The sequence below is a fragment of the Phenylobacterium sp. genome (assembly GCF_036821595.1).
GTDB lineage: Bacteria > Pseudomonadota > Alphaproteobacteria > Caulobacterales > Caulobacteraceae > Phenylobacterium.
This window is the reverse complement of the sequence record NZ_DAISJG010000002.1, coordinates 74,994-97,840: the sequence shown is the minus strand read 5'-3', so window position 1 is coordinate 97,840 and position 22,847 is coordinate 74,994. Positions and strand designations below refer to the sequence as shown.

Below are 22,847 nucleotides of genomic sequence, written 5' to 3'. Positions count from 1 at the left end.
GGCAGCATTGGCGGGAGCGGACCGTCCCGCACCCATCACAGCTTCTTGAGCGTTGTAGCGTCCGGAGCGCCGTCCGACGCCGGCGTGAGGGATGCCAATGACCTTGCAGCAAGGCCTCGCCTTCGGGCTGATCGGGCTGACGATCGCGTGCTTCATCTGGGGCCGCTGGCGCTACGACGTGGTCGCGCTGACCGCGCTGCTGCTGGGCGTCGCCATCGGCGTGGTGCCGGCCGAGGACGCCTTCTCCGGCTTCGCCAACGACGTGACGGTGATCATCGCCTGCGCGCTGGTGGTCAGCGCCGCCTTCGCCCGCTCCGGCATCGTGGAATCGATCCTGCGGCCCGTGCTGCCCTTCCTAACCAGCGCCCGCACCCAGGTGCCGCTGTTCGTGGGCGCGGTGACCCTGCTCTCCATGGTCACCAAGAACGTCGGCGCGCTGGCGATCATGATGCCCATCGCCCTGCAGGTGGCCCGGCGGACCGGCACGTCCCCCTCCTGCCTGCTCATGCCCATGGCGTTCGGCTCCCTGCTCGGCGGAACCGTCACCCTGGTGGGCACCTCGCCCAACATCCTGGTCTCCGAGGTGCGCCAGCAGATCCTGGGCGAGCCCTTCCAGATGTACGACTACGCGCCCGTCGGCCTGGGCGTGACGGCGCTCGGCCTGGTCTTCCTGTCCTTCGCCTACCGCCTGCTGCCGGTCTCGCGTCCCCCCGCCGAGACCTTGGACGCGGCCCTGGAGTCCGCCCCCTACTTCACCGAGGTGGAGGTCCCCGAGGACTGGAGCCTCGAGAAGCGCACCGTGCGCCACCTGCAGGCCCTGGCCCAGGGGGACGTGACCGTCATGGCCCTGCTGCGCGGCGGCAAGCGGCGCTCGGCCCCCCACCCCAACAGCCGCCTCCAGCCCGGCGACGTCCTCCTGCTGGAGGGCGAGCAGCAGGCCCTCGACGGTCTGATCCAGCGGGCGAAGCTGAAGCTCACCCGCTCCGACCGCCCCGTGGCCATGGCCGAGCCCACCGAGGAGGTGCGGGTCGTGGAGGCGGTGATCAGCCCCGATTCCCTGCTGGTCGGCCGTTCGGCCAGGCAGGAGGACCTCTACGGCCAGCACGGGGTGAACCTGCTGGCGGTCAGCCGCGCCGGCTACCGCACCACCCGCGAACTGCGCACGGTCCGCCTGCGCTCCGGCGACATCATCGTCCTGCAGGGCGGCGAGCGGACCCTGCCGGGCGCGCTCAAGACCCTTGGCCTGCTGCCGCTCGCCGAGCGCGAGGTCAGGCTGGGCGGCATCCGCCACCGCGTGGCGCCGGCGCTGATCCTGCTGGCCGCCATGGTCGCCGTGGCGGTGGGCTGGGTCCCCGTGGCCATGGCCTTCTTCGCCGCGGCGGTGGCCATGGTGCTGGTGGGCGCGATCCGCATGCGCGAGGCCTATTCTGCCCTCGACGGTCCGGTCCTGGTGCTGATCGCGGCGCTGATCCCCATTTCCGACGCGATTCGCGCCACCGGCGGGGCGGACCTGATCGCCGGCGGGCTCGCCACCGCCTTCCAGGGCCAGGCGCCGCTGTTCGCCCTGGGTGCGGTGATGCTGGTGGCCATGGCCGCCACGCCCTTCCTCAACAACGCCGCGACGGTGCTGATCGTGGCTCCGATCGGGGCGGCGCTCGCCCGGCTCCTGGGGCTCAATCCCGACCCGTTCCTGATGGCGGTGGCGCTCGGCGCGGCCTGCGACTTCCTCACGCCGATCGGCCACCAGTGCAACACCCTCGTCATGGCGCCGGGCGGCTACAGGTTCGCCGACTATCCGCGGCTGGGGGCGCCCCTCAGCCTGCTCGTGCTGGTTGCAGGGACCCTGCTGATCTCGCTGGTGTGGCCATTGCAGGGTTGAGCGGACCGGTCACACTCTCGTGAGCAGGACCTGCGGCGTCATGGCCAAGGCCTTGATCTGCCGAGGGCGTGCTTAGCCTGTTAACCACTGGTTTACGAAAAAAGCCTGGGGGCGGACGGGCCGCCTCATTGACGACTCCTTAGCCACTGTGTCCCCATATGTGGGCTGGTTGAGGTGCCTGGCACACAACATATAGCGCGGGGCAGCGGGAGCGACGGACGGAGAGCCGGGGTTCCTACAGGACGGGTACGGGAAAAATGAGTGAAGCGGCGAAGGTTGGGATTGCCGAGGGCGCGGAGCGCGCGGGGGCGCGTCCGGAACGTCCGCAACTGCAGCTCGTCCGCAAGGTCGAGGTCGATCGCTCGCGCGACGTCCTGCTGACCGACTTCGGCAAGACGACGCTGGAGGACCGCTACCTGCTGCCGGGCGAAAGCTACCAGGACATGTTCGCGCGCGTCGCCACGGCCTTCGCCGACGACGCCGACCACGCCCAGCGGATCTACGACTACATCTCCAACCTCTGGTTCATGCCGGCCACGCCCGTGCTGTCCAACGGCGGCGCCGACCGCGGCCTGCCGATCTCCTGCTTCCTGAACGCCGTGCCGGACAATCTCGAGGGCATTGTCGGCGTCTGGAACGAGAACGTGGCGCTGGCTTCCAACGGCGGCGGCATCGGCACCTACTGGGGCGGCGTGCGCTCCATCGGCGAGAAGGTGAAGGGCGCGGGCCAGACCAGCGGCATCATCCCCTTCATCCGCGTGATGGACTCGCTCACCCTGGCCATCTCCCAGGGCTCGCTGCGCCGCGGTTCGGCCGCGGTCTACCTCGACATCCACCACCCGGAGATCGAGGAGTTCCTGGAGATCCGGAAGCCCTCGGGCGACTTCAACCGCAAGAGTCTGAACCTCCACCACGGCCTGTCGATCACCGACGAGTTCATGGAGGCCGTCCGCGACGGGGCCATGTTCGGCCTGCGCTCGCCCAAGACCGGCGAGGTGATCCGCGAGGTCGACGCCCGGTCGCTCTGGCAGAAGATCCTCGAGATCCGCCTGCAGACCGGCGAGCCCTACCTGATCTTCTCCGACACCGTGAACCGGGCCATGCCGCAGCACCAGCGCGAGCTGGGCCTCAGCGTGCGCCAGTCCAACCTGTGCTCGGAGATCATGCTCCACACCGGCCGCGACCACCTGGGCGCCGAGCGCACCGCGGTCTGCTGCCTGTCCTCGGTCAACGCCGAGAAGTTCCTGGAGTGGCGCGACCACCCGACCTTCGTCGAGGACGTCATGCGCTTCCTCGACAACGTGCTGGAGGACTTCATCCAGCGCGCCCCGCCGGAGATGGCCAACGCGGTCTATGCGGCGAAGCGCGAGCGCTCGGTCGGCCTGGGCCTGATGGGCTTCCACTCCTTCCTGCAGGCGCAGAACGTCCCCTTCGAGAGCGCGCTGGCCAAGTCCTGGAACATGCGCCTCTTCAAGACCCTGCGCCGCCAGTGCGACGCGGCCTCGCGCACGCTCGCCGCCGAGCGCGGGCCCTGCCCGGACGCCGCCGAGCGCGGCGTCATGGAGCGGTTCTCCCACAAGCTGGCCATCGCGCCGACCGCCTCGATCTCGATCATCTGCGGGGGCACGTCCGCCGGCATCGAGCCGATCCCGGCGAACATCTACACCCACAAGACGCTCTCCGGCTCCTTCGCGGTGAAGAACCCCTACCTGGAGCGCGTCCTCGACGAGAAGGGCCAGAACACCGCCCAGGTGTGGGACTCGATCCTCGAGAACGAGGGCTCGGTGCAGCACCTCGACTTCCTCAGCCAGGACGAGAAGGACGTGTTCAAGACAGCCTTCGAGATCGACCAGCGCTGGGTCGTCGAGCTCGCCGCCGACCGCACGCCGGACATCTGCCAGTCCCAGTCGGTCAACATCTTCCTGCCCGGCGACGTGGATAAGTGGGACCTGCACATGCTGCACTGGCAGGCGTGGGAGCGGGGCTGCAAGAGCCTCTACTACCTGCGCTCCAAGTCCGTGCAGCGCGCCGCCCACGCCGGCGGCGAGGGCCTGGCCGTGGTCGAGATGATGGACACGGGCAAGACCGACTACGAGGAATGCCTCGCCTGCCAATAGTTGAGCTCTAAAGGTTAAGCCGCGAGCTTTCGCCTTAACCTTGAGTGTACCGAAGAGGCCGCGGGCGACCGCGGCCTCTTTAACGTCAACTATTCCCTTGCCAGCCCGATTTCACCGTGTCTCCGTTAGCCATTGGGAACTACTTTTCGGTTTGCGGCTTAGCCTGAACGTGGAACAGTAGAGCTCGAACCACGCGCTCTACGACGTGGGCTGGGAGATGACGAGGATGCGGCGGCTGGCCTTCACAGCCATCGTTCTTGCGTGCGGCGCCGCCGGCGAGGCGGGCGCCCAGGGGCTTGTCTCTGGCTCCTTCGCTCCCGGATCCGCCGCCGAGGCCCTCAACCAGGCCGCCTTCGCCGAGCGCGACGCCTTCCTCGACGGCGTTCCCGGCCGCTTCAACTCCAGCGCCGTCAAGCTGCCCGGCCGCGAGGGCGGCCCCGTGGATTCGCTGCGGGTCAGCGTCGGCGGCGTGCTCGACACGCCCGGCGGCCTGCCGCTCAACCTCGACCGCGCCCAGTTCGACGCCCGCGACTACGACGTCTCGCTTGTCCGCAGCTGGCCGCGCGCCATGAGCTTCGAGGCCGGCAAGTTCGAGCTCGACGTCTCGCCCCACGCCGGCGTCGGCGTCGGCAACCGCGGCGGCTCGGCCGAGGCCGGGGCCGAGGTCCGCCTCTCCGCGCCCAAGACCCGCGAGGAGCGGGCCGTCGAGCAGCTCAAGGACATGGGCGTGGGCGACGGCGCCGCCTTCGGCGACCGCGGCCGCTGGTACCTGTTCGCCGCCGCCTCCGGCCGCGCCGTCGGCCTCAACATGCTGCGGAACCAGGAGGGCTGGGACCGGGCCGGCTGGACCACCGATCCCACCTCGTCGCTGGTGGGCGACGCGCAGGTCGGCGTCGGCTGGCGCAAGGGCTCGGTGCAGACCTCATTCGGCGTCGTCCACCGCGAGGTGCGCGGCGAGAACATGATCTTCGGCCAGAAGACCACCGACGACACCGTCGCGGCCTTCACCTTCGCCATCCGCCCGGGCCGTTAGGGCCCGCTACCCCTCCCAGCCGTCCTCGAACGGCATCCGCTCGGCCCAGAAGGCGGCGAGCCTCGGGTCGGCGTCCACCCGCCTGACCACCTCCGCCATCTTGGGCGCGACCTCGTAGAACCGCCGCCGGCGGGGCGTCCAGCGGGACATCACCGTGACGTAGAGGTCCAGCACGCTCAGCTCGTCGCCGACGATGTAGCGCCCGGGCGAGACCTGCCGGTCCATCAGCGCCCAGCATTCGGCGATGCGCTCGGCCGTGCGGGCCTTGATCACCGCCTCGGCCGCCTCGCCATCGGCCAGGCGCGAGGGCGCGTCGCGCACCCAGAACATCGAATAGATCTGGGCCGGCAGATAGACCATCCAGCGCAGGAACTGGCCGCGCCCCGGATCGCCCGGCGGCGGCGCGAGCCCCGCCTGCGGATGCTGCTCGGCGAGCCACAGCAGGATCGCCGCGCTCTCGGTCATCAGCTCGCCCGAGGGCAGCACCAGGGCGGGGACCTGCTTAAGCGGATTGACGGCCACGAAGCGCTCGTCGTCGGCCGGCCACCGGCCGTGCGCCAGGTCCACCCGCTCGTAGGCCTGGCCCATCAGCACCAGGGCCGCCTCGACGATCACCGAGCCGAAGCCCGGCGCCCCGTACAGCACATAGCCGTCGCTCATCGTTCCATCCCCAGGTTCTTCACAACATGTTGGGCAGATGCGCCAACTTGGCGCTAGATGTTGTCTGAAATCGGCGCCACCTTAGATCCATCACGCTCACGATCCGTGCGTTGGGGAAGCCGCCAGTGACCACGTCCAAGAACCGCGCCCTGCCGGGCCTGCTCACGCCGTCCTACGCCTACAAGCCCTTCCGCTACCCGTGGGCCTACGAGTTCTGGAAGAAGCAGCAGCAGGTCCATTGGATCCCCGAGGAGATCCCGCTCGGCGAGGACCTCAAGGACTGGGCCTCCAAGCTCAACGACCGCGAACGCAACCTGCTCACCCAGATCTTCCGCTTCTTCACCCAGTCGGACGTCGAGGTGAACGACAACTACATGGAGCGCTACAGCCGCGTCTTCAAACCCACCGAGGTGAAGATGATGCTGGCGGCGTTCTCCAACATGGAGACGATCCACATCGCCGCCTACGCCCTGCTGCTCGAGACGATCGGCATGCCCGACGCCGAGTTCACGGCCTTCCTCGACTACCAGGCGATGCGCGACAAGCACGACTACATGCAGCAGTTCGGGGTCGACACCGACGCCGACATCGCCCGCACGCTGGCCATGTTCGGCGGTTTCACCGAGGGCCTGCAGCTGTTCGCCAGCTTCGCCATGCTGATGAACTTCCCGCGCCACAACAAGATGAAGGGGATGGGCCAGATCATCTCGTGGTCGGTGCGCGACGAGAGCCTGCACTGCGAGGGCATGATCAAGCTGTTCCATGCCTTCAACAAGGAGACCGGCGTGGTCACCAAGGCCGTGGCCGACGATATCGTCGACTGCTGCAAGACGGTGGTCGGCCTGGAGGACAAGTTCATCGACCTGGCCTTCGAGGCCGGGGAGGTCCAGGGCATGACGCCCGAGGACATCAAGAGCTACATCCGCTTCATCGCCGACTGGCGTCTGCGCCAGCTCCACCTGCCGGAAGTCTACGGCGTGAAGGAGAACCCGCTGCCCTGGCTGCAGTCGATGCTCTCCGGCGTCGAGCACGCCAACTTCTTCGAGGCCCGCGCCACCGAATACTCCAAGGCCGCCACCAAGGGGCAGTGGCACGGCAACGAGGGCGTCTGGGCGAGCTTCGACGCGCTGATGGCCAAGCGCAGCGAGAACGCCCTCCCGGCGGAATAGCCGGCGGTGGCGCTCGCCGCGGCTTGGATCGACGACGACTGGATCTACAGCCGGGAGCCCGCCCAGAGCGGCCGGTTCTGGATCCATGACGGCTGGATCTGGGACGTGGCCGAGGCCGGCCAGCCGGTCAGCACCGGCTTCTGGATCAGCCAGGGCTGGATCTTCGGCCCCGAGGGCGCCCCGGACGTCGACACCGGCTTCTTCATCCGCGACGCCTGGATCTACGGCCCCTCGCCATTCCTGCCTTTCGCCCCGCAGCCGGGCGGCGGCGGCCAGCGCGTGGCGGGCGGGTAGGAGCGGCGGACATGACCCGCAGGCTCCCGCCTCACCGGGAGGTATGCCTGGAAAGCATCTCGCGATGCTTCCCGATACGCCGCCTACCTCCTCCTCCCGGGAGGCGGTGAGGGAGAGAGTAGGGGAGAGCTTTCCCGCATGTCCCCTGCAACCTCCGGCCAGGCATTTGTCGCCGCGCGTCATGGCCGCCGCCCGCCCCACGGCTACCCTGGAGCTCCGTATCGCCCGAAGGAGCTCCCCGTGCTGCCCGCCATCGTCCTGCACATCGCCGGGGGCGCGGTCGGCATCGTCGCCGGCTTCTGGGCGCTGGCCGTGCGGAAGGGCGGGGACGCACACCGGCTGGCCGGCCGGGTGTTCTTCGCCGCCATGCTGGCCATGGCCGGCTTCGCCCTGGTGGTGGCGGCGCTGCGGGCCCAAAAGCTCAATGTCATCGCCGCGGCCTTCACCCTCTACCTGGTCGTCACCGCCTGGGCGGTCGTGCGCCGCCCGGCCGGGACGTCCTCGCGCCTGGAGCCGTGGGCCACGCTCTGGGCCGCGGTCGTGGCCGCGGCGGGCTTCGGCGTCGGCGGCCTGATCGCCTCGACGCCCGGTGGGCTGGCGGACGGCGACCCGACGTCCGGCCTCGATCCCGCCATCTACTACGCCTTCGGGGTCCTCGCCGCCTTCGCCGTCCTGGCCGACCTGCGCGTCATCCGCCGCGGCGGGATCGCCGGCCCGGCGCGCACCTCGCGCCACCTGTGGCGGATGTGCCTGGCCCTGTTCGTCGCCGCCGGCTCATTCTTCTTCGGCCAGGCCGACGAGATCCCCGCCGCCCTGCGCGGTCCGCACCTCGCCGTCCCGCCGTTCGCGGCCCTGGGCGCCCTGGTCTTCTGGATGGTGAAGGTCCGCCTGCCGCGCCGGCGCCGCCGTCCGGCCGCCGCGGCCGCCTAAGCCGCCCGCCCTGCCGCCTCGGCCTCGATCACCGGCAGGTTGTCCCACACCTCGAGCACGCCCAGCCGCGCCAGGGAGGCGAACATCCGCTGCAGGTTGCCGGCGTTGGCGACCAGCTTGCGCCGCAGCAGCGGCCGGGCCAGGAATCGCGACGGCACGATCAGTCCACCGTCCACGCGCACGAGGACGCCCACCTCCTCGAGCCGCGCCGCGTGACGCCGGACGGTCTCCGGCGGCATCCCCACGCGCCGCGCCAGCGCCCCGACCGAGATCGGCGCGCGGTGCTCGTCGCCGACCATGTCGTCGAAGCCCGGTCCGCCGCGCGCCGAATGCGCCAGGTGCTCGGTGTTCGAGCGGAACACCTCCATGGTGATGATGCTGTCGGGGACGCTGCCGAAGGTTGCGAGAAGCTCCACCACCCGCAGCACATAGGCCCCGGCGATGCGCGACACCGCCCGTATCGGGAACACGCCGTGCGACAGGTCCGCCTCCGCCGCCGGCAGGGGCCCCAGCAGGTGCTGGTCGCCGAGCTGGTAGTAGAAGGCCCGCAGCCGCTCGTAGCCGCGGAAGGCGTCGGCGTAGTAGCGCGGGTCCGACAGCACCTTGCTGGGCACGACCACGCCTCCCTCCACCAGGACGCAGTGACCGTCGCGGACCAGGCCCGCGATCCGCCGGCGCACCGTCTCGAAGGGCATGCTCAGGGAGGCGGCGAGCGCATTGATGCTCACCGGACGGCGCATCTCGTCCGGCGGGACCGCGTCGGCGAAGGCCGCCTGCAGCTCGGGCTGGCGGATGATGTCGGCGATGTTCGCCTGGGTGGCGGCGCTGAGCAGCAGGGTGTCGATCAGATGGCCGTCGTCGCCGCGGACGATCGCCACGGTGTCCAGCAGGAAAGCCGCCGTCAGCCGGCTGAGCAGGCGCAGCCGCCCCACGGGATCGTCGGACCCGAGCGTCTTCGGCTCGGACAGAGCCGTGTTCATGATGCGGGCTCCCCAGCCGCGTACCCCACCTTGAGGATGGCGTTAGGGCCAAGCTTCGGCAACCTGGGGGAAACGCGTAGGCGCGCCGTCCCGGCGGCGGATTTGTTTGCGAAATGTTCGTTGTCCAGGCCGCCTCGGCGCTATCCTCGCGCCATGCCCTTCGCCTACCCGAACCCCCAGGCCCTGCGGGCCGAGCTGCTCGAGCGGGTCGCCGCGGGCGAGACGATGATGTCCGTCTGCGCCGCGCCCCACATGCCCAGCTATTTCACGGTCCGGCTCTGGGCGCGCGCCGACCCCGCCGTCGCCGAGCAGCTCCGGGTCGCTCGCCTCCAGGGCGCCTGGCGCCGCCGCTACATGTTCGACGAGGCGCGAGCCGAGGCGGTGCTCGTCCGCGTCCGGGCGGGTGAGAAGCTGCACCACGTTCTCGCCGCGCCGGACATGCCCAGCCGCCGGGTGTTCGCCTACTGGCGCGCGACCCAGTCCCACGTAGCCGAGGAGCTGCACCGGCTGCATGGCGACCGGCGGGCCGACCGCAGCCGCCGCAACCACGCGCGCTTCCGCCGCTTCGATCCCGCCCTCGCCGACCGCATCCTGGTGAGGGTCGGCCGCGGCGGCGGGCTGGAGCCCGCGCTCGTCGCCGACCCGCAGTTCCCGTGCCGCGCGGTGATCACCCGCTGGCGGGCCGAGAACGCCGACTTCGACCGGGAGATGAAGGTCGCGCTCGCGGTCGGTCGCCGCCGCGCCCGCTGTACGCCCGAGCTGATCGAGGCGGTGGCCCTCCGGATCCGCCAGGGCGCCTCCCTGGCGGGCCTCGGCCTGCGTCGCGACATGCCCTGCCGCGCCACCCTCTATGCCTGGATGCGCACCCGCCCGGAATTCGCCGACGCCATCGAGCAGGCCTGCCGGGACCGCGAGCTGGAGCTCGCCGAGCGGATGGTCGAGATCGCCATGGACTGCACGCCCGACACCGCCGGTCGGGCCGCCCGCCGCATCGCCGCGGTGAAGCGGCGCCTGGGCCGGCTCAGCCGCCTGCCCGGCCAGACCTGGCGCGATCGCGGCGTCCTGGAGTGAGGCGGCGGCGCCCTAGGACCCCCAGGGGCCCTTGCGTGTCTCGGTCACCGGCACCGCGGTCGCCGCCCGGCGGCGCGGGCCGCCGGAGACGATCGGACGAGCCCCGCCCTGGCCCACCAGCGCCATCAGCGCGCTGACCCGGTTGTGGGTCGCCGGGTGGGTGGAGAACAGGTTGTCGCCGCGCCCGCCGGCCAGCGGGTTGATGATGAACATGTGCGCGGTGGCCGGATTGCGCTCGGCGTCGGGGTTGAAGTAGCCGCCCTTGGCGTAGGCCTCGATCTTCTGCAGGGCGGAGGCCAGAGCGTGCGGGTCGCCGGAGATCGCCGCCCCTTCGGCGTCGGCCTCGTACTCGCGGTGGCGGCTGATCGCCATCTGCACCAGGGCCGCGGCGATCGGGCCGAGGATCATCAGCGCCAGGGCGCCGACCATGCCGGTGGGCCGGCCGTTCTCGTCGCGGCCGCCGAACAGGAAGGCGAAGTTGGCCAGCATGCCGATGGCGCCGGCGATGGTCGCCGTGATCGTCATCGTCAGCGTGTCGCGGTTCTTCACGTGCGCCAGCTCGTGGGCCATCACGCCGCGGATCTCGCGCCGGTCCAGCATGCCCAGCAGCCCCCGCGTCGCGGCGACGGCGGCGTGGGCCGGGTCGCGGCCGGTGGCGAAGGCGTTGGGCTGGTCCTGGTCGATGACGTAGATCTTCGGCCGCGGCAGCCCGGCGCGGGCCGCCAGCTCCAGGGTGTCGGTGACGTAGTTGCGCACCAGCGGCTCGGGGTGGCTCTCGTCCACCTCCTTCGCCCGGTACATGGAGAGCACGATCTTGTCGGCGTTCCAGTAGCTGACCAGGTTCATGCCGGCCGCCAGCAGGAAGGCGATCGCCATCCCGGTGGTCCCGCCGACCATGTAGCCCGCGCCCACGAACAGGGCGGTGAGGGCGGCCAGCAGCATGAAGGTGCGAAGATGGTTGCGCATCGGTCCTTTGGTCTCTTGGGGCCTCATGCCCCTGGGCTGGATATGGGGATTCGAAGCGCCGCGTTTAAGCGCCGCCCCGGGGTGTCACCCCCGCGCCCGCCGCGGCAGGGCCGGCGGCCGGATCTCGGCCCCGCCCGCGTTCTCCGCCCGCAGCTGGGCGTCCATCTCGTCCGCCGGCATCGGCCTCGCGAACAGGTAGCCCTGCATCCGGTCGCAGCCGGCGGCGCGCAGGAAGATGGCCTGCGCCGGGTCCTCGACCCCTTCGGCGACGATGGAGACGCCCAGCGCCCGGGCGGCGTGCAGCATCGAGCCCACCAGCCGCGAGACGCGGGCGTCGCTGGCCACGTCGTTGATCAGGCTGCGGTCCAGCTTCACCGTCTGGATCGGCAGGTGCATGAGCGCGCGCAGGTTGGAATAGCCGGTGCCGAAGTCGTCGAGGGCGATGGTCACCCCCTTGGCCGCCAGCCGCTCGATGTGGCGCCGCGACAGCGCCAGGTCCTGCAGCAGGAAGGTCTCGGTGATCTCCACCGACAGCGCGGTGGCCGGCAGGTCGGTCTCGCCCAGTCGTCGGATCAGCTTGCGGGAGAAGGCCGGGTCCATCAGGTCTCGTGGCGAGACATTGCACGAGACGTGCTCGATCAGGCCGTCGGCCACCCAGGGGGCGGCGTGCCGGCAGGCGGCCTCGAACACCGCCTCGTCGATGCGGCCGATCAGGCCCAGCTCCTCGGCGACCGGCACGAAGGCGCCGGGCGCCAGCAGGCCCTGCTCGGGATGACGCCAGCGGGCCAGCACCTCGACGCCGACGATGCGGCCGCCGGCGGCGTCCACCACCGGCTGGAACCAGGGCTCGATCTCGCCTGCGGGAATGGCCCGGCGCAGCTCCGCCTCCAGGGTGCGGCGCCGCTCGTTCTCGGCCCGCAGTTCGGCGTCGAATGCGCTCCAGCGGCGTCCGCCGCGGGTCTTCACCCGGTACAGGGCCTGGTCGGCGAAGCGCTGCAGGTCGGCCAGGTCTGCGGCGTCGGTGGGGAACACCGCCACGCCCACCGAGGCGCCCGGCGCCACCGCCCGGCCGTAGATCGAATGCGGCTGGGAGAGCGCGCTCACCAGCTCGTGGGCGCGCTTCGGCACGTCGGCGGCTGGAGCGATCAGGGCGAACTCGTCGCCGCCCAGCCGCGCGGCCAACTCGCCCGGTCCGGCGGCGGCGCGCAGCCGCGCCCCCATCTCGGCCAGCAGCAGGTCACCGGCGTGGTGGCCGAGCGTGTCGTTCAAGTGCTTGAAGCGGTCGAGGTCGATGACGAACAGGGCCAGGGCCTCGCCGTCGGCCCGGGCCGCCTCCAGCCGCTCGGCCAGAGCGGCGGTGAAGGCGCCCCGGTTGACCAGGCCGGTCAGGGAATCGGTCTGCGCGAGCCGCAGCGTCCGGGCGCGCTCGGCTTCCAGCTCGGCCACACGGGCCGTCAGCTCGGCCAGGATGTCAGGATGCTCGGACAAGGGGCGGGACGCCTCGGGATCGAAGGCGGCATAGTGGTCCAACGGGGCGAACCCCGCGTTAAGCGACATGGATAACGGAGCTTTGCATGGCCCCAGCCCAAGATGACCCGCCGGTTGCGGCGGCCCGCCGCGGACGGCTCAGCCGCTGGTGGTTCGGCGTGGCCCTTTGGAGGCGCATCCTGGGCGCCCTGGTCCTCGGCGTCGTCGCCGGCGTCGTGCTGGGGGACGCGGCGGAGTCCATCAAGTGGGTGGGCGACCTGTTCATCCGCCTGATCCGCATGGTGGTGGTGCCCCTGGTCTTCGTCTCCATCGTCTCCGGCGTGGCCGCCATGGGCGACCCCCGTCGGCTGGGCTCCATCGGCGGCCGGACGCTGCTGCTCTACCTCGGCACCACCGCCGTGGCCGTGGGCCTGGGCCAGGGGCTTGGCGCGCTGTTCCGGCCGGGCGCCGGGATCGACTTCAGCGGTGTCACCGCGCGCCCGGTGGCGGAGGCCCCCCCGGTCGGCCAGCAGCTCATGAACATCGTGCCGCTCAACCCGCTGGGCGCGCTCGCCGCCGGCGACATGCTGGCGGTGATCTTCTTCTCCATCCTGCTGGGCGTCGCCATCATCGCGGTGGGCGAGGCGGCGCAGCCCGTGCGGCGGGTGTTCGACGCCGGCGTCCAGCTCATGCTCTTCGTCACGAAGATCGTCATGGAGGCGGCGCCCTTCGGCGTCTTCGCCCTGATCGCCTGGGTGACCGGGACGGTCGGCCTCTCGGTGTTCCAGCACGTGGCCCTGCTGGCCGGCGCGGTCCTCACCGGCTGCCTGATCCAGACCCTGGTCGTGCACGGGCTGCTGCTCAGGCTGGTGGCCCGGCTGCCGGTCTTCCCGTTCTTCCGCGACATCCCCGACGCCGTGATCGTGGCCTTCACCACCTCCTCCTCGGCCGCCACCCTGCCGGTGGCGATGCGGGTGGCGAAGGAGAACCTGGGCGTCAGCCACACCGTGGCCTCCACCGCCCTGCCGATCGGCACGACCGTCTCGATGGACGGCACGGCGCTCTACCTGGGCATCCTGTCGATGTTCGCGGTGCAGGCCTTCGGGATCGAGCTGACCCTGCCGCAGGTGCTGCTGGCCGGCATGACCACGGTGTTGGTGGCGGTGGGCTCGGCGCCGGTGCCGTCGGCCTCGCTGTTCATGCTCGCCGCGGTGCTCTCCACCCTCGGTGTCTCGCCGGAGCAGACGGCCCTGGTGGTGGGCTTCGTGCTGCCGTTCGACCGGCTGCTCGACATGACCCGGACCGTGCCCAACAACACCGCCGACCTGGCCGTGGCCGTCACCGTCGCCCGCTGGGAGGGCGAGCTGGACGAGGCGGCCTACCGGGCCCGGCCGGCGGTCTAGGTCAGGCCCGCACGGGCTGCGCCTCCTCGGGCGGCGGCTCGATCTGCTTCTCCCACTTGGCGACCACGGCGCTGGCCACCGAGTTGCCGACCACGTTGGTGGCCGAGCGGCCCATGTCGAGCAGGTGGTCGACGGCCAGGATCAGCAGCAGGCCCTCTTCGGGCAGGCCGAAGTAGGTGAGGGTGGCGGCGATCACCACCAGCGAGGCGCGCGGCACGCCGGCCATGCCCTTGGACGTCACCATCAGCAGCGCCAGCATGGTGATCTGCTGGGCGATAGAGAGCTCGATGCCGTAGATCTGGGCGATGAACAGCACCGCGAAGGTGCAGTACATCATCGAGCCGTCCAGGTTGAACGAATAGCCCAGCGGCAGGACGAAGCTCGCCACCTTGCGGCTGACGCCCCACTTCTGCAGCTCCTCCAGGGTCCGCGGATAGGCGGCCTCCGACGAGGCCACGCTGAACGCCAGCAGCGTCGGCTGGCGGATCGCGGTCATCAGCTTCAGCCCCCGCGTCCCCACGATCGCCACCAGCGCCGCCACCAGCAGCGCCCACAAGAGCCCCAGCGACAGGTAGAACCCGCCGACGAACTTCGCATACGTCGCCAGCACCCCCACCCCCTGCACCGCAATCGTCGCCGCCAAGGCCGCGAAGATCGCCACAGGGGCCGTGCGCATGACGTACCCCGTCACTTTCAGCATGATCGCGGCGACCTGCTCGACGAGCGCCAGCACCGCCGGCGCCCGGTCGTCGATCGCCGACACGGCCGTGCCGACGAACACCGAGAACACGACGATCTGCAGGATCTCGTTGCGGGCCATCGCATCGACGATGGAGGCGGGCACCAGGTGGGTGACGAACTCCTTGAGGCTGAACTTGGCCACGTCCACCGTCGAGCCGGCGTCCGCCGCCGGCAGGGCCAGCGACATGCCCGTGCCGGGCTGCAGCAGGTGGACCATGACCAGGCCCAGGGTCAGCGAGACGATCGAGGCCAGGATGAACCAGCCGATGGCCTTCACCCCGACCCGGCCGATCTCCGAGGCGTCGCCCATGTGCGCGATGCCGGCGACCAGGGTCGAGAACACCAGGGGGGCGATGATCATCTTGATCAGCCGCAGGAAGACGTCGGTGAGGATCGACAGGTTGTCGGCCACGGTGGCCGCCTGTTCCGCCGGGAGCGTCTGGTTGAGCAGCCAGCCGACCAGAACGCCGAGCACCATGGAGCCGACGATGAAGTAGGTGAAAACGCGGTTCATTGAGGTCCCGGGGAAGTTTTGCGTCGGCGCCTTTGTGGCCGGGAAGCGCGGCGGCGTCCATCCCGGGGCGAGCGGACCGTCTCGCAACCGTCAGCGGGGCCGTCTATAAGGCCTCGGATGACGACGAGAATGGATGCAGCCGGCATCGTTGATCGGCTGGAAGACGAATACCGCAGGAGCGTCGAGGCCCTGCGGAGCGACCTGAAGCGATTCCTCGGCGGCGGCCCGCCGCCCACGCCGGACGCGCGGACCACCGGCGCCTACGCCTATCCGGAGCTGCGCCTGACCTGGCCTCCCGGCCTGGCCTATCCACGGATCAGCCGGGCCTTCGCGCGCATCGGCAACCCGGGACGCTATGCCGTGACCGTCACCCGGCCGCGGCTCTATCGGGAGTATCTCGTCGAGCAGCTCGGCCTTCTGATGCAGGACTTCGACATCGAGGTGGAGGTCGGGCGCTCGCACCAGGAGATCCCCTTCCCCTATGTGCTGGACGGAGCCCAGGACCTGGAGCTGGCCGACGTCGGCGCGGCCGAGATCGCCCGCTACTTCCCCACGACGGAGCTCGCCCACATCGGGGACGAGATCGCCGACGGCGCCTGGATGGTCCATCCGGACGCGCCGCGACCGCTGGCGCTGTTCGACGGCCTCCGCACCGACTTCTCCCTCGCCAGACTCGCCCACTATCTCGGCACGCCGGCCGAGCACGTGCAGCAGTTCATCCTGTTCACCAACTACCATCGCTATGTGGACGAGTTCGTCCGCTGGGCGCTGGAGCAGCTGAAGGGCGACACGCCCTACACGGCGCTGTCGGCGGCGGGCCACGTGCGAGTCACGCGCGACACGCAGGACCCGCAAGGGGTCATCTCGGCGGCCGCCTGGCGCAAGCACCAGATGCCCGGCTACCACCTGATGGCCGAGGGACGGGCGGGGATCAGCCTGATCAACATCGGTGTGGGCCCCTCCAACGCAAAGACCGTCTGCGACCATCTGGCGGTGCTCCGACCCCAGGCCTGGCTGATGATCGGCCACTGTGGCGGCCTGAGGGGCTCCCAGACCATCGGCGACTACGTCCTGGCGCATGCCTACCTGCGTGATGACCACGTGCTGGACGGCGTGCTGCCGCCGGAGATTCCGATCCCGCCGATCGCCGAGGTGCAGGTCGCCCTCAACCGCGCCGCCGAGACCGTCACCGGAGAGACCGGCGAGATTCTCAAGCGCCGCCTGCGGACCGGCACGGTGGTCACCACCGACGACCGCAACTGGGAACTCCGCTACTCCTCCAGCGCGCTGCGGTTCAACCAGAGCCGGGCGGTCGCGATCGACATGGAGAGCGCCACCATCGCCGCCCAGGGTTACCGCTTCCGTGTTCCCTACGGGACGCTGCTGTGCGTCTCGGACAAGCCGCTGCACGGCGAGATTAAGCTGCCGGGACAGGCCAACGCCTTCTATGAACGGGCCATCGGCCAGCACCTGCAGATCGGCATCGCCACGGTGGACCTGCTCCGCCAGGAGGGCGCGCGGCTGCACTCCCGGAAGCTGCGCAGCTTCGACGAACCGCCGTTCCGGTGATGATCGGCGAGGCGAGGCGCTTCTGCGTCTTCATTCCGCCGTCCAAGCCCGCTAGACCGAGCCCATGACCAGCCGCCGCATCGCCTTCGAGGGCATCGACAACTTCCGCGACTTCGGGGACTACGCCGCGGGAACGCGGCGGCTCAGGCGGGGCCGGCTCTACCGCTCTGCGCACCAGGCGCGGGCGACCGACGGCGACCTCGAGAAGCTGGCGAGCCTGGGCCTTGCGGTGATCGTCGACCTGAGGCGATCCAACGAACGCGAGCGCGATCCCTGCCGGCGGTGGGAGGGCTTCTCGGCCCAGGTGGTGCAGAACGACATCGGCCAGGATCGCGCCGACCCCTGGCACGAGTTCCTCAAGGAATCCGACCTGAGTGAGGGCTCCTTCCACGACTACATGATGGCCTACTACCGGGCTCTGCCGCACGAAGCGCGCCATATCGACCTCTACCGGCGGTACTTCGAGGCCGTGGCCCAGACCGAGGGACCGATCCTGGTTCACTGCGCCGCGGGCAAGGACCGGACGGGCATCATCTGCGCCCTCACGCATCACCTGGCGGGCGTCCACGACGACGACATCGTCGAGGACTATCTCCTGACCAACGATCCGGAACGCATCGAGGCCCGCGCCCCGGTGCTGCAGGAGATGATCCGGGAGGAGACCGGCCGCCTCCCGACGCTGGGCGCGGTGCGCGTCGCCATGAGCGTGGCGCCCGAATACATGCAGACAGCCTTCGCCGTCATGCGCGAGCAGCATGGTTCGCTCGACGGCTATCTGGACGAGGTGCTGGGGCTCGATGCGCCGCTGCGCGAGCGGATCCACGACCGGATCCTCGGCTAATCGGGCGTCGGGACGCGATCGCGCCCGCCGCGGCCTCCGCAAACCGCGACGGGCGCTTCAGGGACAGACCTCTTGGGAGAAGCCTGCCGCAAGAATTGCCCAGCGGCCTTGTCGAGCCTAATCACCTCGGCGTGTTTCACGGAGTGATGATGCAGAGCTTCCAGCCGCCCCGCCGGATCCTCATGGGGCCGGGCCCGTCCGACGTCCCGCCCCGCGTCCTGCAGGCGCTGGCCCGACCGACCATCGGCCACCTGGATCCCGAGTTCCAGGCGCTGATGGAGGAGATCAAGGCCGCCCTCCAGCGGCTGTTCAACGCCCCCGACCACGCCTGCGTGCCGCTGCCCGCGCCCGGCACCGCCGGGATGGAGGCGGCGATCATGAACCTCCTGGAGCCCGGCGACCGGGCGGTGATCGCCGTGAACGGCGCCTTCGGCGGACGCATGGCGGACATGGCCGGACGCGCCGGCGCCGAGGTCGTCACCATCGACCATGCCTGGGGCGAGCCGGTGGACCCGGCCCGCGTGGAGGCGGCCCTTGCGGAGGCGCCGGCCAAGGTCCTGGCCTTCGTGCATGCGGAGACCTCGACCGGCGCGCGAAGTGATGCGGCCACCCTGTGCGGGATCGCCCGGCGCCACGGAGCGCTCTCCATCGTGGACTGTGTGACCTCGTTGGGCGGGATCACCGTCGACGCCGCCGCCTGGGACGCGGACGTGATCTACTCCGGAACCCAGAAGTGCCTTTCCGCCCCGCCGGGCCTCTCTCCCATCGCGCTCTCGAAACGCGCGCAGGCGGCGATCAGCGGACGCAAGGAGAAGGTCCGCAACTGGCTCTGCGACTTCAACCTGCTGATGAGCTACTGGGGCGGGGAGGGCGGCCGGACCTATCACCACACCGCCCCGATCAACGCCCTCTACGGCCTGCACGAGAGCCTCGTGATGCTGTTCGAGGAGGGTCAGCAGGCGGCCCTCGTGCGCCACGCCCGGATGCACGAGGCGCTGGTGGCGGGCCTCGAGGCCGCGGGACTGGAGCTGCTCGTGGCCGAGCCGCACCGCCTCCCGCAGCTCAACGCGGTGCGGGTTCCCGACGGGATCGACGAGGCCGCGGTGCGGGCGCATGCGCTAGCGAAGTGGGATCTGGAGCTCGGGGCCGGGCTTGGCCCGCTGAAGGGTCAGATCTGGCGGATCGGCCTCATGGGCGCCTCGGCCACGCCCTGGCACGTCCGCATCTGCCTGACCGCCCTCTGCGAAGCTCTGACGGCGCAGGGCCGAAAGGTCGACACCGCCGCCGCTCTCGCCGCCGCGGACGCGAAGCTGGCGGGCTGACCCCACGGCGTCTAACGTTCCCTTCAAAGCCGCGCTTCAGACGCGGCGAAGGGGGAACAGGTGACCGACTCCAGATCGCTCGACGCCGATGGGCCGGCGGCCGTCGTGGAGCCGCCGGTGATCGCCGCCCTGGGCGGCGACGGCCGGCTGAACCGCGGGGGGCTGGCCTGGTCGATCCACCAGGGCGGGCGCGATCCGTTCATCATCCTCGTCACCATCTACATCTTCATGCCCTACGTCGCCTCCGTGCTGGTGGGCGACCCGGTCCGGGGCCAGGAGATGATCTCCCGCTGGGACCAGATCATCGGCTGGATCGTCGTGGTCACCGCCCCCTTCCTCGGGGCCTCCATCGACAAGCTGGGGCCGCGGAAGGGCTGGCTGGGCCTAGTGGTCGGGCTGATGGTCCCGATGATCGCGGCGCTCTGGTGGGCGAAGCCGGGCGGGCCCCTGAGCCTGACGAGCCTGGCTTTCCTGGTGATCGGCGCCCGGGTGCTCTTCGTCTACGCCGAGGTGCTGCACAATTCGCTGCTGATCCGCGCCGCGGGGCTGGGCGCCGCCCACAAGGCCTCGGGCCTGGCCCTGTCTCTCGGCAACCTGTTCTCCGTGGTCGCGCTGGCCTTCACCGCCTGGGCCTTCGCCCTGCCGGGCAAGGTCGACTGGGCCTTTGTGCCCGCTTCGCCGCTGTTCGGCCTCGATCCGGCGACGCATGAGCCGGAGAGGGTGGTGGCGCTGATGGCGGCCGCCCTGCTGGCTCTGGGCTCGATCCCGCTCTTCCTCTTCACCCCCGACGCGCCGAAGACCGGGGTCCCTACCTGGAAGGCCTGGGCCGACGGGGCGGCCGAGCTCGGGCGGATGCTGAAGACCGTGCGCCGCTACCGCGACGCGGTCGTCTACCTGGTGTCGCGGATGTTCTTCGTCGACGGGATGAACGGCGTCCTGATCTACGCCGGGGTCTATGCGGTGGGGGTGATGAAGTGGGGCGCGCTGGAGATGCTGGCCTTCGGCATCCTGCTCTCCATCTTCGCGGTCTTCGGCGGGTTCCTGGCCCGCTGGATGGACGCGGGGCTCGGGCCGAAGGCGGCGCTGCGGATCGAGATATCCATGACCATCCTGGGCCTGGTGGCCCTGCTCGGCATGGCGCCCGACCGCATCCTGTTCTTCTGGACCTATGACGCCGCGGCCCACGCGCCACTGTGGAACGGGCCGGTGTTCCGCCATCTGCCGGACCTGGTGTTCGTGGGCGTCAGCTTCGTGAATGCGGTCTTCATCACCGCCCAGTACGCCTCCAGCCGCACGATGCTGACGCGGATCACGCCGGCGGAGCAGACGGGCGCCTTCTTTGGCGTCTATGCGCTGTCGGGCGTGGCGACGGCCTGGCTGGCGCCGACGCTGGTGAACCTCGGCACCCGGCTGACCGGCACCCAGCAGGGCGGCTTCGCGACCATCAACCTGTTGCTGGCCGTGGGGCTTGTGGCCCTGTTCTTCGTGCGCGGCGGCGGACGCGAGGTGGCGGCGACCGCCCAGGTCGGCTAGCCGAGCCAGACCACCTCCGGCGACTTCCGGGGCTTCAGGAAGAAGGTCTGCCGGAAGGTGAGGGCGTTCGGGAGCGTCTTCTTGAGCGGCGAGTCCCAAGTGTAGCTCACCTCGGCCATGACCACGCTGTCGCCCGAGGCCAGGAGGTTGGCGGGCACGGCGGTGGCGGTCGCCCCGGCCCCCAGGGCCGTCATGCCGTCGCCCCGGCTCCAGACCACCTTCGGCACGGCGTTCGCGTCGGCCTTCACGCTGCTGACCCGCATCTTGAGCGTCGAGGCGGGGAAGGGGGCGAGGATGGCGTCGCCCACCTGGAAGACGTCCGTCATCTGTGTGGCGTTCATCTGGCTGGACTGGGCCACGAGGTCCGCGACGACCGAGGCGGCGTGGCTTGCGCGCCGCTCGGCCATCATGGCCAGGGTCAGTTCGGCCAGGCCGAGGTAGAGCAGGATCATGACCGGGGCGATGAGGGCGAACTCGATGGCCGCCACCCCGCGCCGGTCGGCGCCGAAGGACCTCAGCATGCCGCGCCTCCCGGAGGATCGTCGCTGTAGGGCTCGTTGCGGAATGCGGTGGCTGTGGACAGCAGGCGCATGCCCGAGCCGCCGCCCATGTTCTCCAGGGCCCGGTCGAGCAGCGGGGTGAACAGCCGCCACTGGTAGTAGGTCCGCACGAGCACGATGTCGGAGGGTTGGCCCGGCGACCAGCAGGTGGTGGCCGGGTCGAACGTCGAGCCCGCCTGCGGCGGGGTCGTCGCCAGGCTGCCGAAGCTGCCGAAGGTGCGCACGTCGATGTGCAGGTTCGCCGCGCAGGAATCCGCAAGCCAGGTCATTCCACTGCAGACCAGGGCCTTGAAGTCGGCCTTGGTGTTGGCGGCGCTGGTCTGGAACGACCCGGTGCGGATCTGGCGCGCGGCATGCTCGGTGGCGGTCTCGAGCGTCGTCGTGACCATGAACACCATGGCCAGTTCGATGACGCCGAAGATCAGCATCAGGAACGGGATGCTGATCAGCGAGAACTCCACCGCCGTCGCGCCGCGCTCGGCGCGCGCGAAGCGCGCAGCGGCCGCTCGCAGGCAAGTATGGTGGAATGAGCGCACGACCTCGAACCTCTGTTGAAGAGGCGAATTTACACCGGTGCGGCTAATCAAGATTTAAGTCGGAGACCCGTGATCAGAATGGATCGTGGTAAAGCGCCAGTAATAGTGAATATCCATTCGCCATATCCGGAAATCGGCGCTCCACTGCGCATGTGCTGGTGATCCGCCAAGCTCAGGTGATCTCGGCTCCTCCGATCGCGGGGGATGTTCCGCGAGAGGCTCACCCGTCCGGTCGGGGGCTGCAGCAGCGCCGGCGCGTGAGGTGGAATCCGTCTTTAGTAAACGAAAGTAAACCAACAACAGAAATTAACGTCATGTCTTCATGGCGGATTAAGCGCGGCCGTGGAAAGTGATCGTGCACTTAGGGCGAGCAGGCAATCGCTGGAAGCCCTGCGAAGACTGCTTGCAAGATTGTTGGGAGATCACACCATGTCCAAGTTCATGACCCGCTTCATCAAGGACGAATCCGGCGCCACCGCCATCGAATACGGCCTGATCGCCGCCCTGGTCGCCGTGGTGCTCGTCACCGCCCTGACCGCCATGGGCACCAAGCTCTCGGGCACCTTCGACACGGTCGCCGCGAAGCTTCCGGCCGCTCCGGCGTCCTAAGCTCCGCCTGATCAGACAAAGAGGCCCCCGGCGCCCCGCGCCGGGGGCCTTTTCTATTGGGGGTGGGCAACGCTCCGTTCACCCCCAGGCCCGATGCTGGCCACGACGGAGGTCCCGATGATCCAGTTCCTCGCCGCCGCCCTGGTGCTGATCTTTCCGGCCCTGCTGATCGTGGCGGCCCTGCGCGATGCGGTGAGCTACACCATCCCGAACTGGATCTCGCTCGGCCTGCTGGCGGCCTTCCCGCCGGCGGCGCTTGCGATCGGCCTGCCGCTGCCGACGATCGGGCTGCACGCCGGCCTCGGCGTCCTGGCCCTAGTCGCCGGCATGGCCATGTTCGCCCTGCGCTGGCTGGGCGGCGGGGACGCCAAGCTGTTCGCGGCCGCGGCCCTGTGGCTGGGCTGGTCGGCGGCGGCGAGCTTCCTGCTGGTCACCTGCATCGCCGGCGGCGCGCTCGCCCTGTCGCTGCTGGCGATCCGCTCCGTGTGGCTGCGGCCGCTGGTCTCGTCGGGTCCGTCATGGTTGAACCGGCTGGCCGAGCCGGGGGAGAACGTGCCCTACGGCGTGGCCATCTGCGTGGGCGCGCTCGCCGCCCTTCCGGCGTCGCCGCTGATGAAGGGCCTCGAGGTGCTCGCCTGACCGGTTGCGGCGGC

The 22,847-nt window shown here is 70.2% G+C and carries 21 protein-coding genes; 14 read left to right on the top strand and 7 right to left on the bottom strand.

Annotated features, from left to right (window positions below; genetic code table 11):
* The first annotated feature begins 97 nt into the window (after positions 1-97).
* The 3 genes from V7Z97_RS01955 to V7Z97_RS01945 all read left to right on the top strand — a co-directional run bounded on the left by V7Z97_RS01955 (position 98) and on the right by V7Z97_RS01945 (position 5,029).
* Complete coding sequence (locus tag V7Z97_RS01955) at positions 98-1,879, top strand: SLC13 family permease (protein ID WP_334161063.1); 1,782 nt, start codon at positions 98-100, stop codon at positions 1,877-1,879.
* A gap of 257 nt (positions 1,880-2,136) precedes the next feature.
* Positions 2,137-3,996, top strand: a complete 1,860-nt coding sequence (locus tag V7Z97_RS01950) for a ribonucleoside-diphosphate reductase subunit alpha (RefSeq protein WP_334161062.1) — start codon at positions 2,137-2,139, stop codon at positions 3,994-3,996.
* Positions 3,997-4,222: 226 nt separating this feature from the next.
* Positions 4,223-5,029: a lipid A-modifier LpxR family protein gene (locus tag V7Z97_RS01945; RefSeq protein WP_334161061.1), complete on the top strand. Its 807-nt coding sequence runs from the start codon at positions 4,223-4,225 to the stop codon at positions 5,027-5,029.
* A gap of 6 nt (positions 5,030-5,035) precedes the next feature.
* Here the strand turns inward: V7Z97_RS01945 and V7Z97_RS01940 are convergent, their stop codons facing one another.
* On the bottom strand, positions 5,036-5,689 hold the full coding sequence (locus V7Z97_RS01940; RefSeq protein ID WP_334161060.1) for a glutathione S-transferase family protein: 654 nt from the start codon (positions 5,687-5,689) through the stop codon (positions 5,036-5,038).
* 125 nt (positions 5,690-5,814) lie between these two features.
* On the opposite strand from V7Z97_RS01940, the gene V7Z97_RS01935 reads away from it, so the two are divergent.
* The 3 genes from V7Z97_RS01935 to V7Z97_RS01925 all read left to right on the top strand — a co-directional run bounded on the left by V7Z97_RS01935 (position 5,815) and on the right by V7Z97_RS01925 (position 8,082).
* Positions 5,815-6,858: a ribonucleotide-diphosphate reductase subunit beta gene (locus V7Z97_RS01935; RefSeq protein ID WP_334161059.1), complete on the top strand. Its 1,044-nt coding sequence runs from the start codon at positions 5,815-5,817 to the stop codon at positions 6,856-6,858.
* 6 nt (positions 6,859-6,864) lie between these two features.
* On the top strand, positions 6,865-7,152 hold the full coding sequence (locus tag V7Z97_RS01930) for a hypothetical protein (protein WP_334161058.1): 288 nt from the start codon (positions 6,865-6,867) through the stop codon (positions 7,150-7,152).
* A 240-nt stretch (positions 7,153-7,392) separates the two neighbouring features.
* Complete coding sequence (locus tag V7Z97_RS01925; protein ID WP_334161056.1) at positions 7,393-8,082, top strand: hypothetical protein; 690 nt, start codon at positions 7,393-7,395, stop codon at positions 8,080-8,082.
* Here V7Z97_RS01925 and V7Z97_RS01920 read toward each other — a convergent pair.
* Complete coding sequence (locus V7Z97_RS01920; RefSeq protein WP_334161055.1) at positions 8,079-9,062, bottom strand: winged helix-turn-helix domain-containing protein; 984 nt, start codon at positions 9,060-9,062, stop codon at positions 8,079-8,081. The genes V7Z97_RS01925 and V7Z97_RS01920 overlap by 4 nt on opposite strands.
* 153 nt (positions 9,063-9,215) lie before the next feature.
* Here V7Z97_RS01920 and V7Z97_RS01915 point away from each other — a divergent pair, with 153 nt between their 5' ends.
* A complete protein-coding gene (locus V7Z97_RS01915) occupies positions 9,216-10,133 on the top strand; it encodes a hypothetical protein (RefSeq protein ID WP_334161054.1) in 918 nt (305 codons plus the stop codon).
* 12 nt (positions 10,134-10,145) lie between these two features.
* On the opposite strand, the gene htpX is transcribed toward V7Z97_RS01915, so the two are convergent.
* Positions 10,146-11,099, bottom strand: a complete 954-nt coding sequence (gene htpX, locus V7Z97_RS01910; protein WP_334161053.1) for a zinc metalloprotease HtpX — start codon at positions 11,097-11,099, stop codon at positions 10,146-10,148.
* An 84-nt stretch (positions 11,100-11,183) separates the two neighbouring features.
* Complete coding sequence (locus V7Z97_RS01905; RefSeq protein WP_334161051.1) at positions 11,184-12,587, bottom strand: putative bifunctional diguanylate cyclase/phosphodiesterase; 1,404 nt, start codon at positions 12,585-12,587, stop codon at positions 11,184-11,186.
* A gap of 86 nt (positions 12,588-12,673) precedes the next feature.
* Here V7Z97_RS01905 and V7Z97_RS01900 point away from each other — a divergent pair, with 86 nt between their 5' ends.
* Positions 12,674-13,969 (top strand): dicarboxylate/amino acid:cation symporter, encoded by a 1,296-nt coding sequence (locus V7Z97_RS01900; RefSeq protein WP_334161050.1) that lies wholly within the window; start codon positions 12,674-12,676, stop codon positions 13,967-13,969.
* A gap of 1 nt (position 13,970) precedes the next feature.
* Here V7Z97_RS01900 and V7Z97_RS01895 read toward each other — a convergent pair whose 3' ends face one another.
* Positions 13,971-15,224, bottom strand: coding sequence for a dicarboxylate/amino acid:cation symporter (locus V7Z97_RS01895; protein WP_334161048.1), 1,254 nt, complete (start codon positions 15,222-15,224; stop codon positions 13,971-13,973).
* Between the two features lie 117 nt (positions 15,225-15,341).
* Here V7Z97_RS01895 and V7Z97_RS01890 point away from each other — a divergent pair, with 117 nt between their 5' ends.
* The 4 genes from V7Z97_RS01890 (at position 15,342) to V7Z97_RS01875 (ending at position 20,489) form a co-directional block, all read left to right on the top strand.
* Positions 15,342-16,793, top strand: a complete 1,452-nt coding sequence (locus V7Z97_RS01890; RefSeq protein WP_334161047.1) for an AMP nucleosidase — start codon at positions 15,342-15,344, stop codon at positions 16,791-16,793.
* 64 nt (positions 16,794-16,857) lie between these two features.
* The gene (locus tag V7Z97_RS01885) at positions 16,858-17,634 is read left to right on the top strand and encodes a tyrosine-protein phosphatase (RefSeq protein WP_334161045.1); all 777 of its coding nucleotides are present in this window, start codon (positions 16,858-16,860) and stop codon (positions 17,632-17,634) included.
* A 149-nt stretch (positions 17,635-17,783) separates the two neighbouring features.
* On the top strand, positions 17,784-18,956 hold the full coding sequence (locus tag V7Z97_RS01880; protein ID WP_334161044.1) for a pyridoxal-phosphate-dependent aminotransferase family protein: 1,173 nt from the start codon (positions 17,784-17,786) through the stop codon (positions 18,954-18,956).
* Positions 18,957-19,016: 60 nt separating this feature from the next.
* Complete coding sequence (locus V7Z97_RS01875; RefSeq protein WP_334161043.1) at positions 19,017-20,489, top strand: MFS transporter; 1,473 nt, start codon at positions 19,017-19,019, stop codon at positions 20,487-20,489.
* Here the strand turns inward: V7Z97_RS01875 and V7Z97_RS01870 are convergent.
* Positions 20,486-21,010 carry a TadE/TadG family type IV pilus assembly protein gene (locus V7Z97_RS01870; RefSeq protein WP_334161042.1) on the bottom strand — a complete coding sequence of 175 codons (525 nt, stop codon included), beginning with the start codon at positions 21,008-21,010 and terminating at the stop codon, positions 20,486-20,488. The two genes, V7Z97_RS01875 and V7Z97_RS01870, sit on opposite strands and share 4 nt — an antisense overlap.
* Positions 21,004-21,585 (bottom strand): TadE/TadG family type IV pilus assembly protein, encoded by a 582-nt coding sequence (locus tag V7Z97_RS01865; RefSeq protein WP_334161041.1) that lies wholly within the window; start codon positions 21,583-21,585, stop codon positions 21,004-21,006. Before V7Z97_RS01865 ends, V7Z97_RS01870 begins: the two co-directional genes overlap by 7 nt.
* Positions 21,586-22,014: 429 nt before the next feature.
* On the opposite strand from V7Z97_RS01865, the gene V7Z97_RS01860 reads away from it, so the two are divergent.
* Positions 22,015-22,194: a Flp family type IVb pilin gene (locus V7Z97_RS01860; RefSeq protein WP_334161039.1), complete on the top strand. Its 180-nt coding sequence runs from the start codon at positions 22,015-22,017 to the stop codon at positions 22,192-22,194.
* 120 nt (positions 22,195-22,314) lie between these two features.
* Positions 22,315-22,833: an A24 family peptidase gene (locus V7Z97_RS01855; RefSeq protein ID WP_442958001.1), complete on the top strand. Its 519-nt coding sequence runs from the start codon at positions 22,315-22,317 to the stop codon at positions 22,831-22,833.
* Positions 22,834-22,847: the final 14 nt, after the last annotated feature.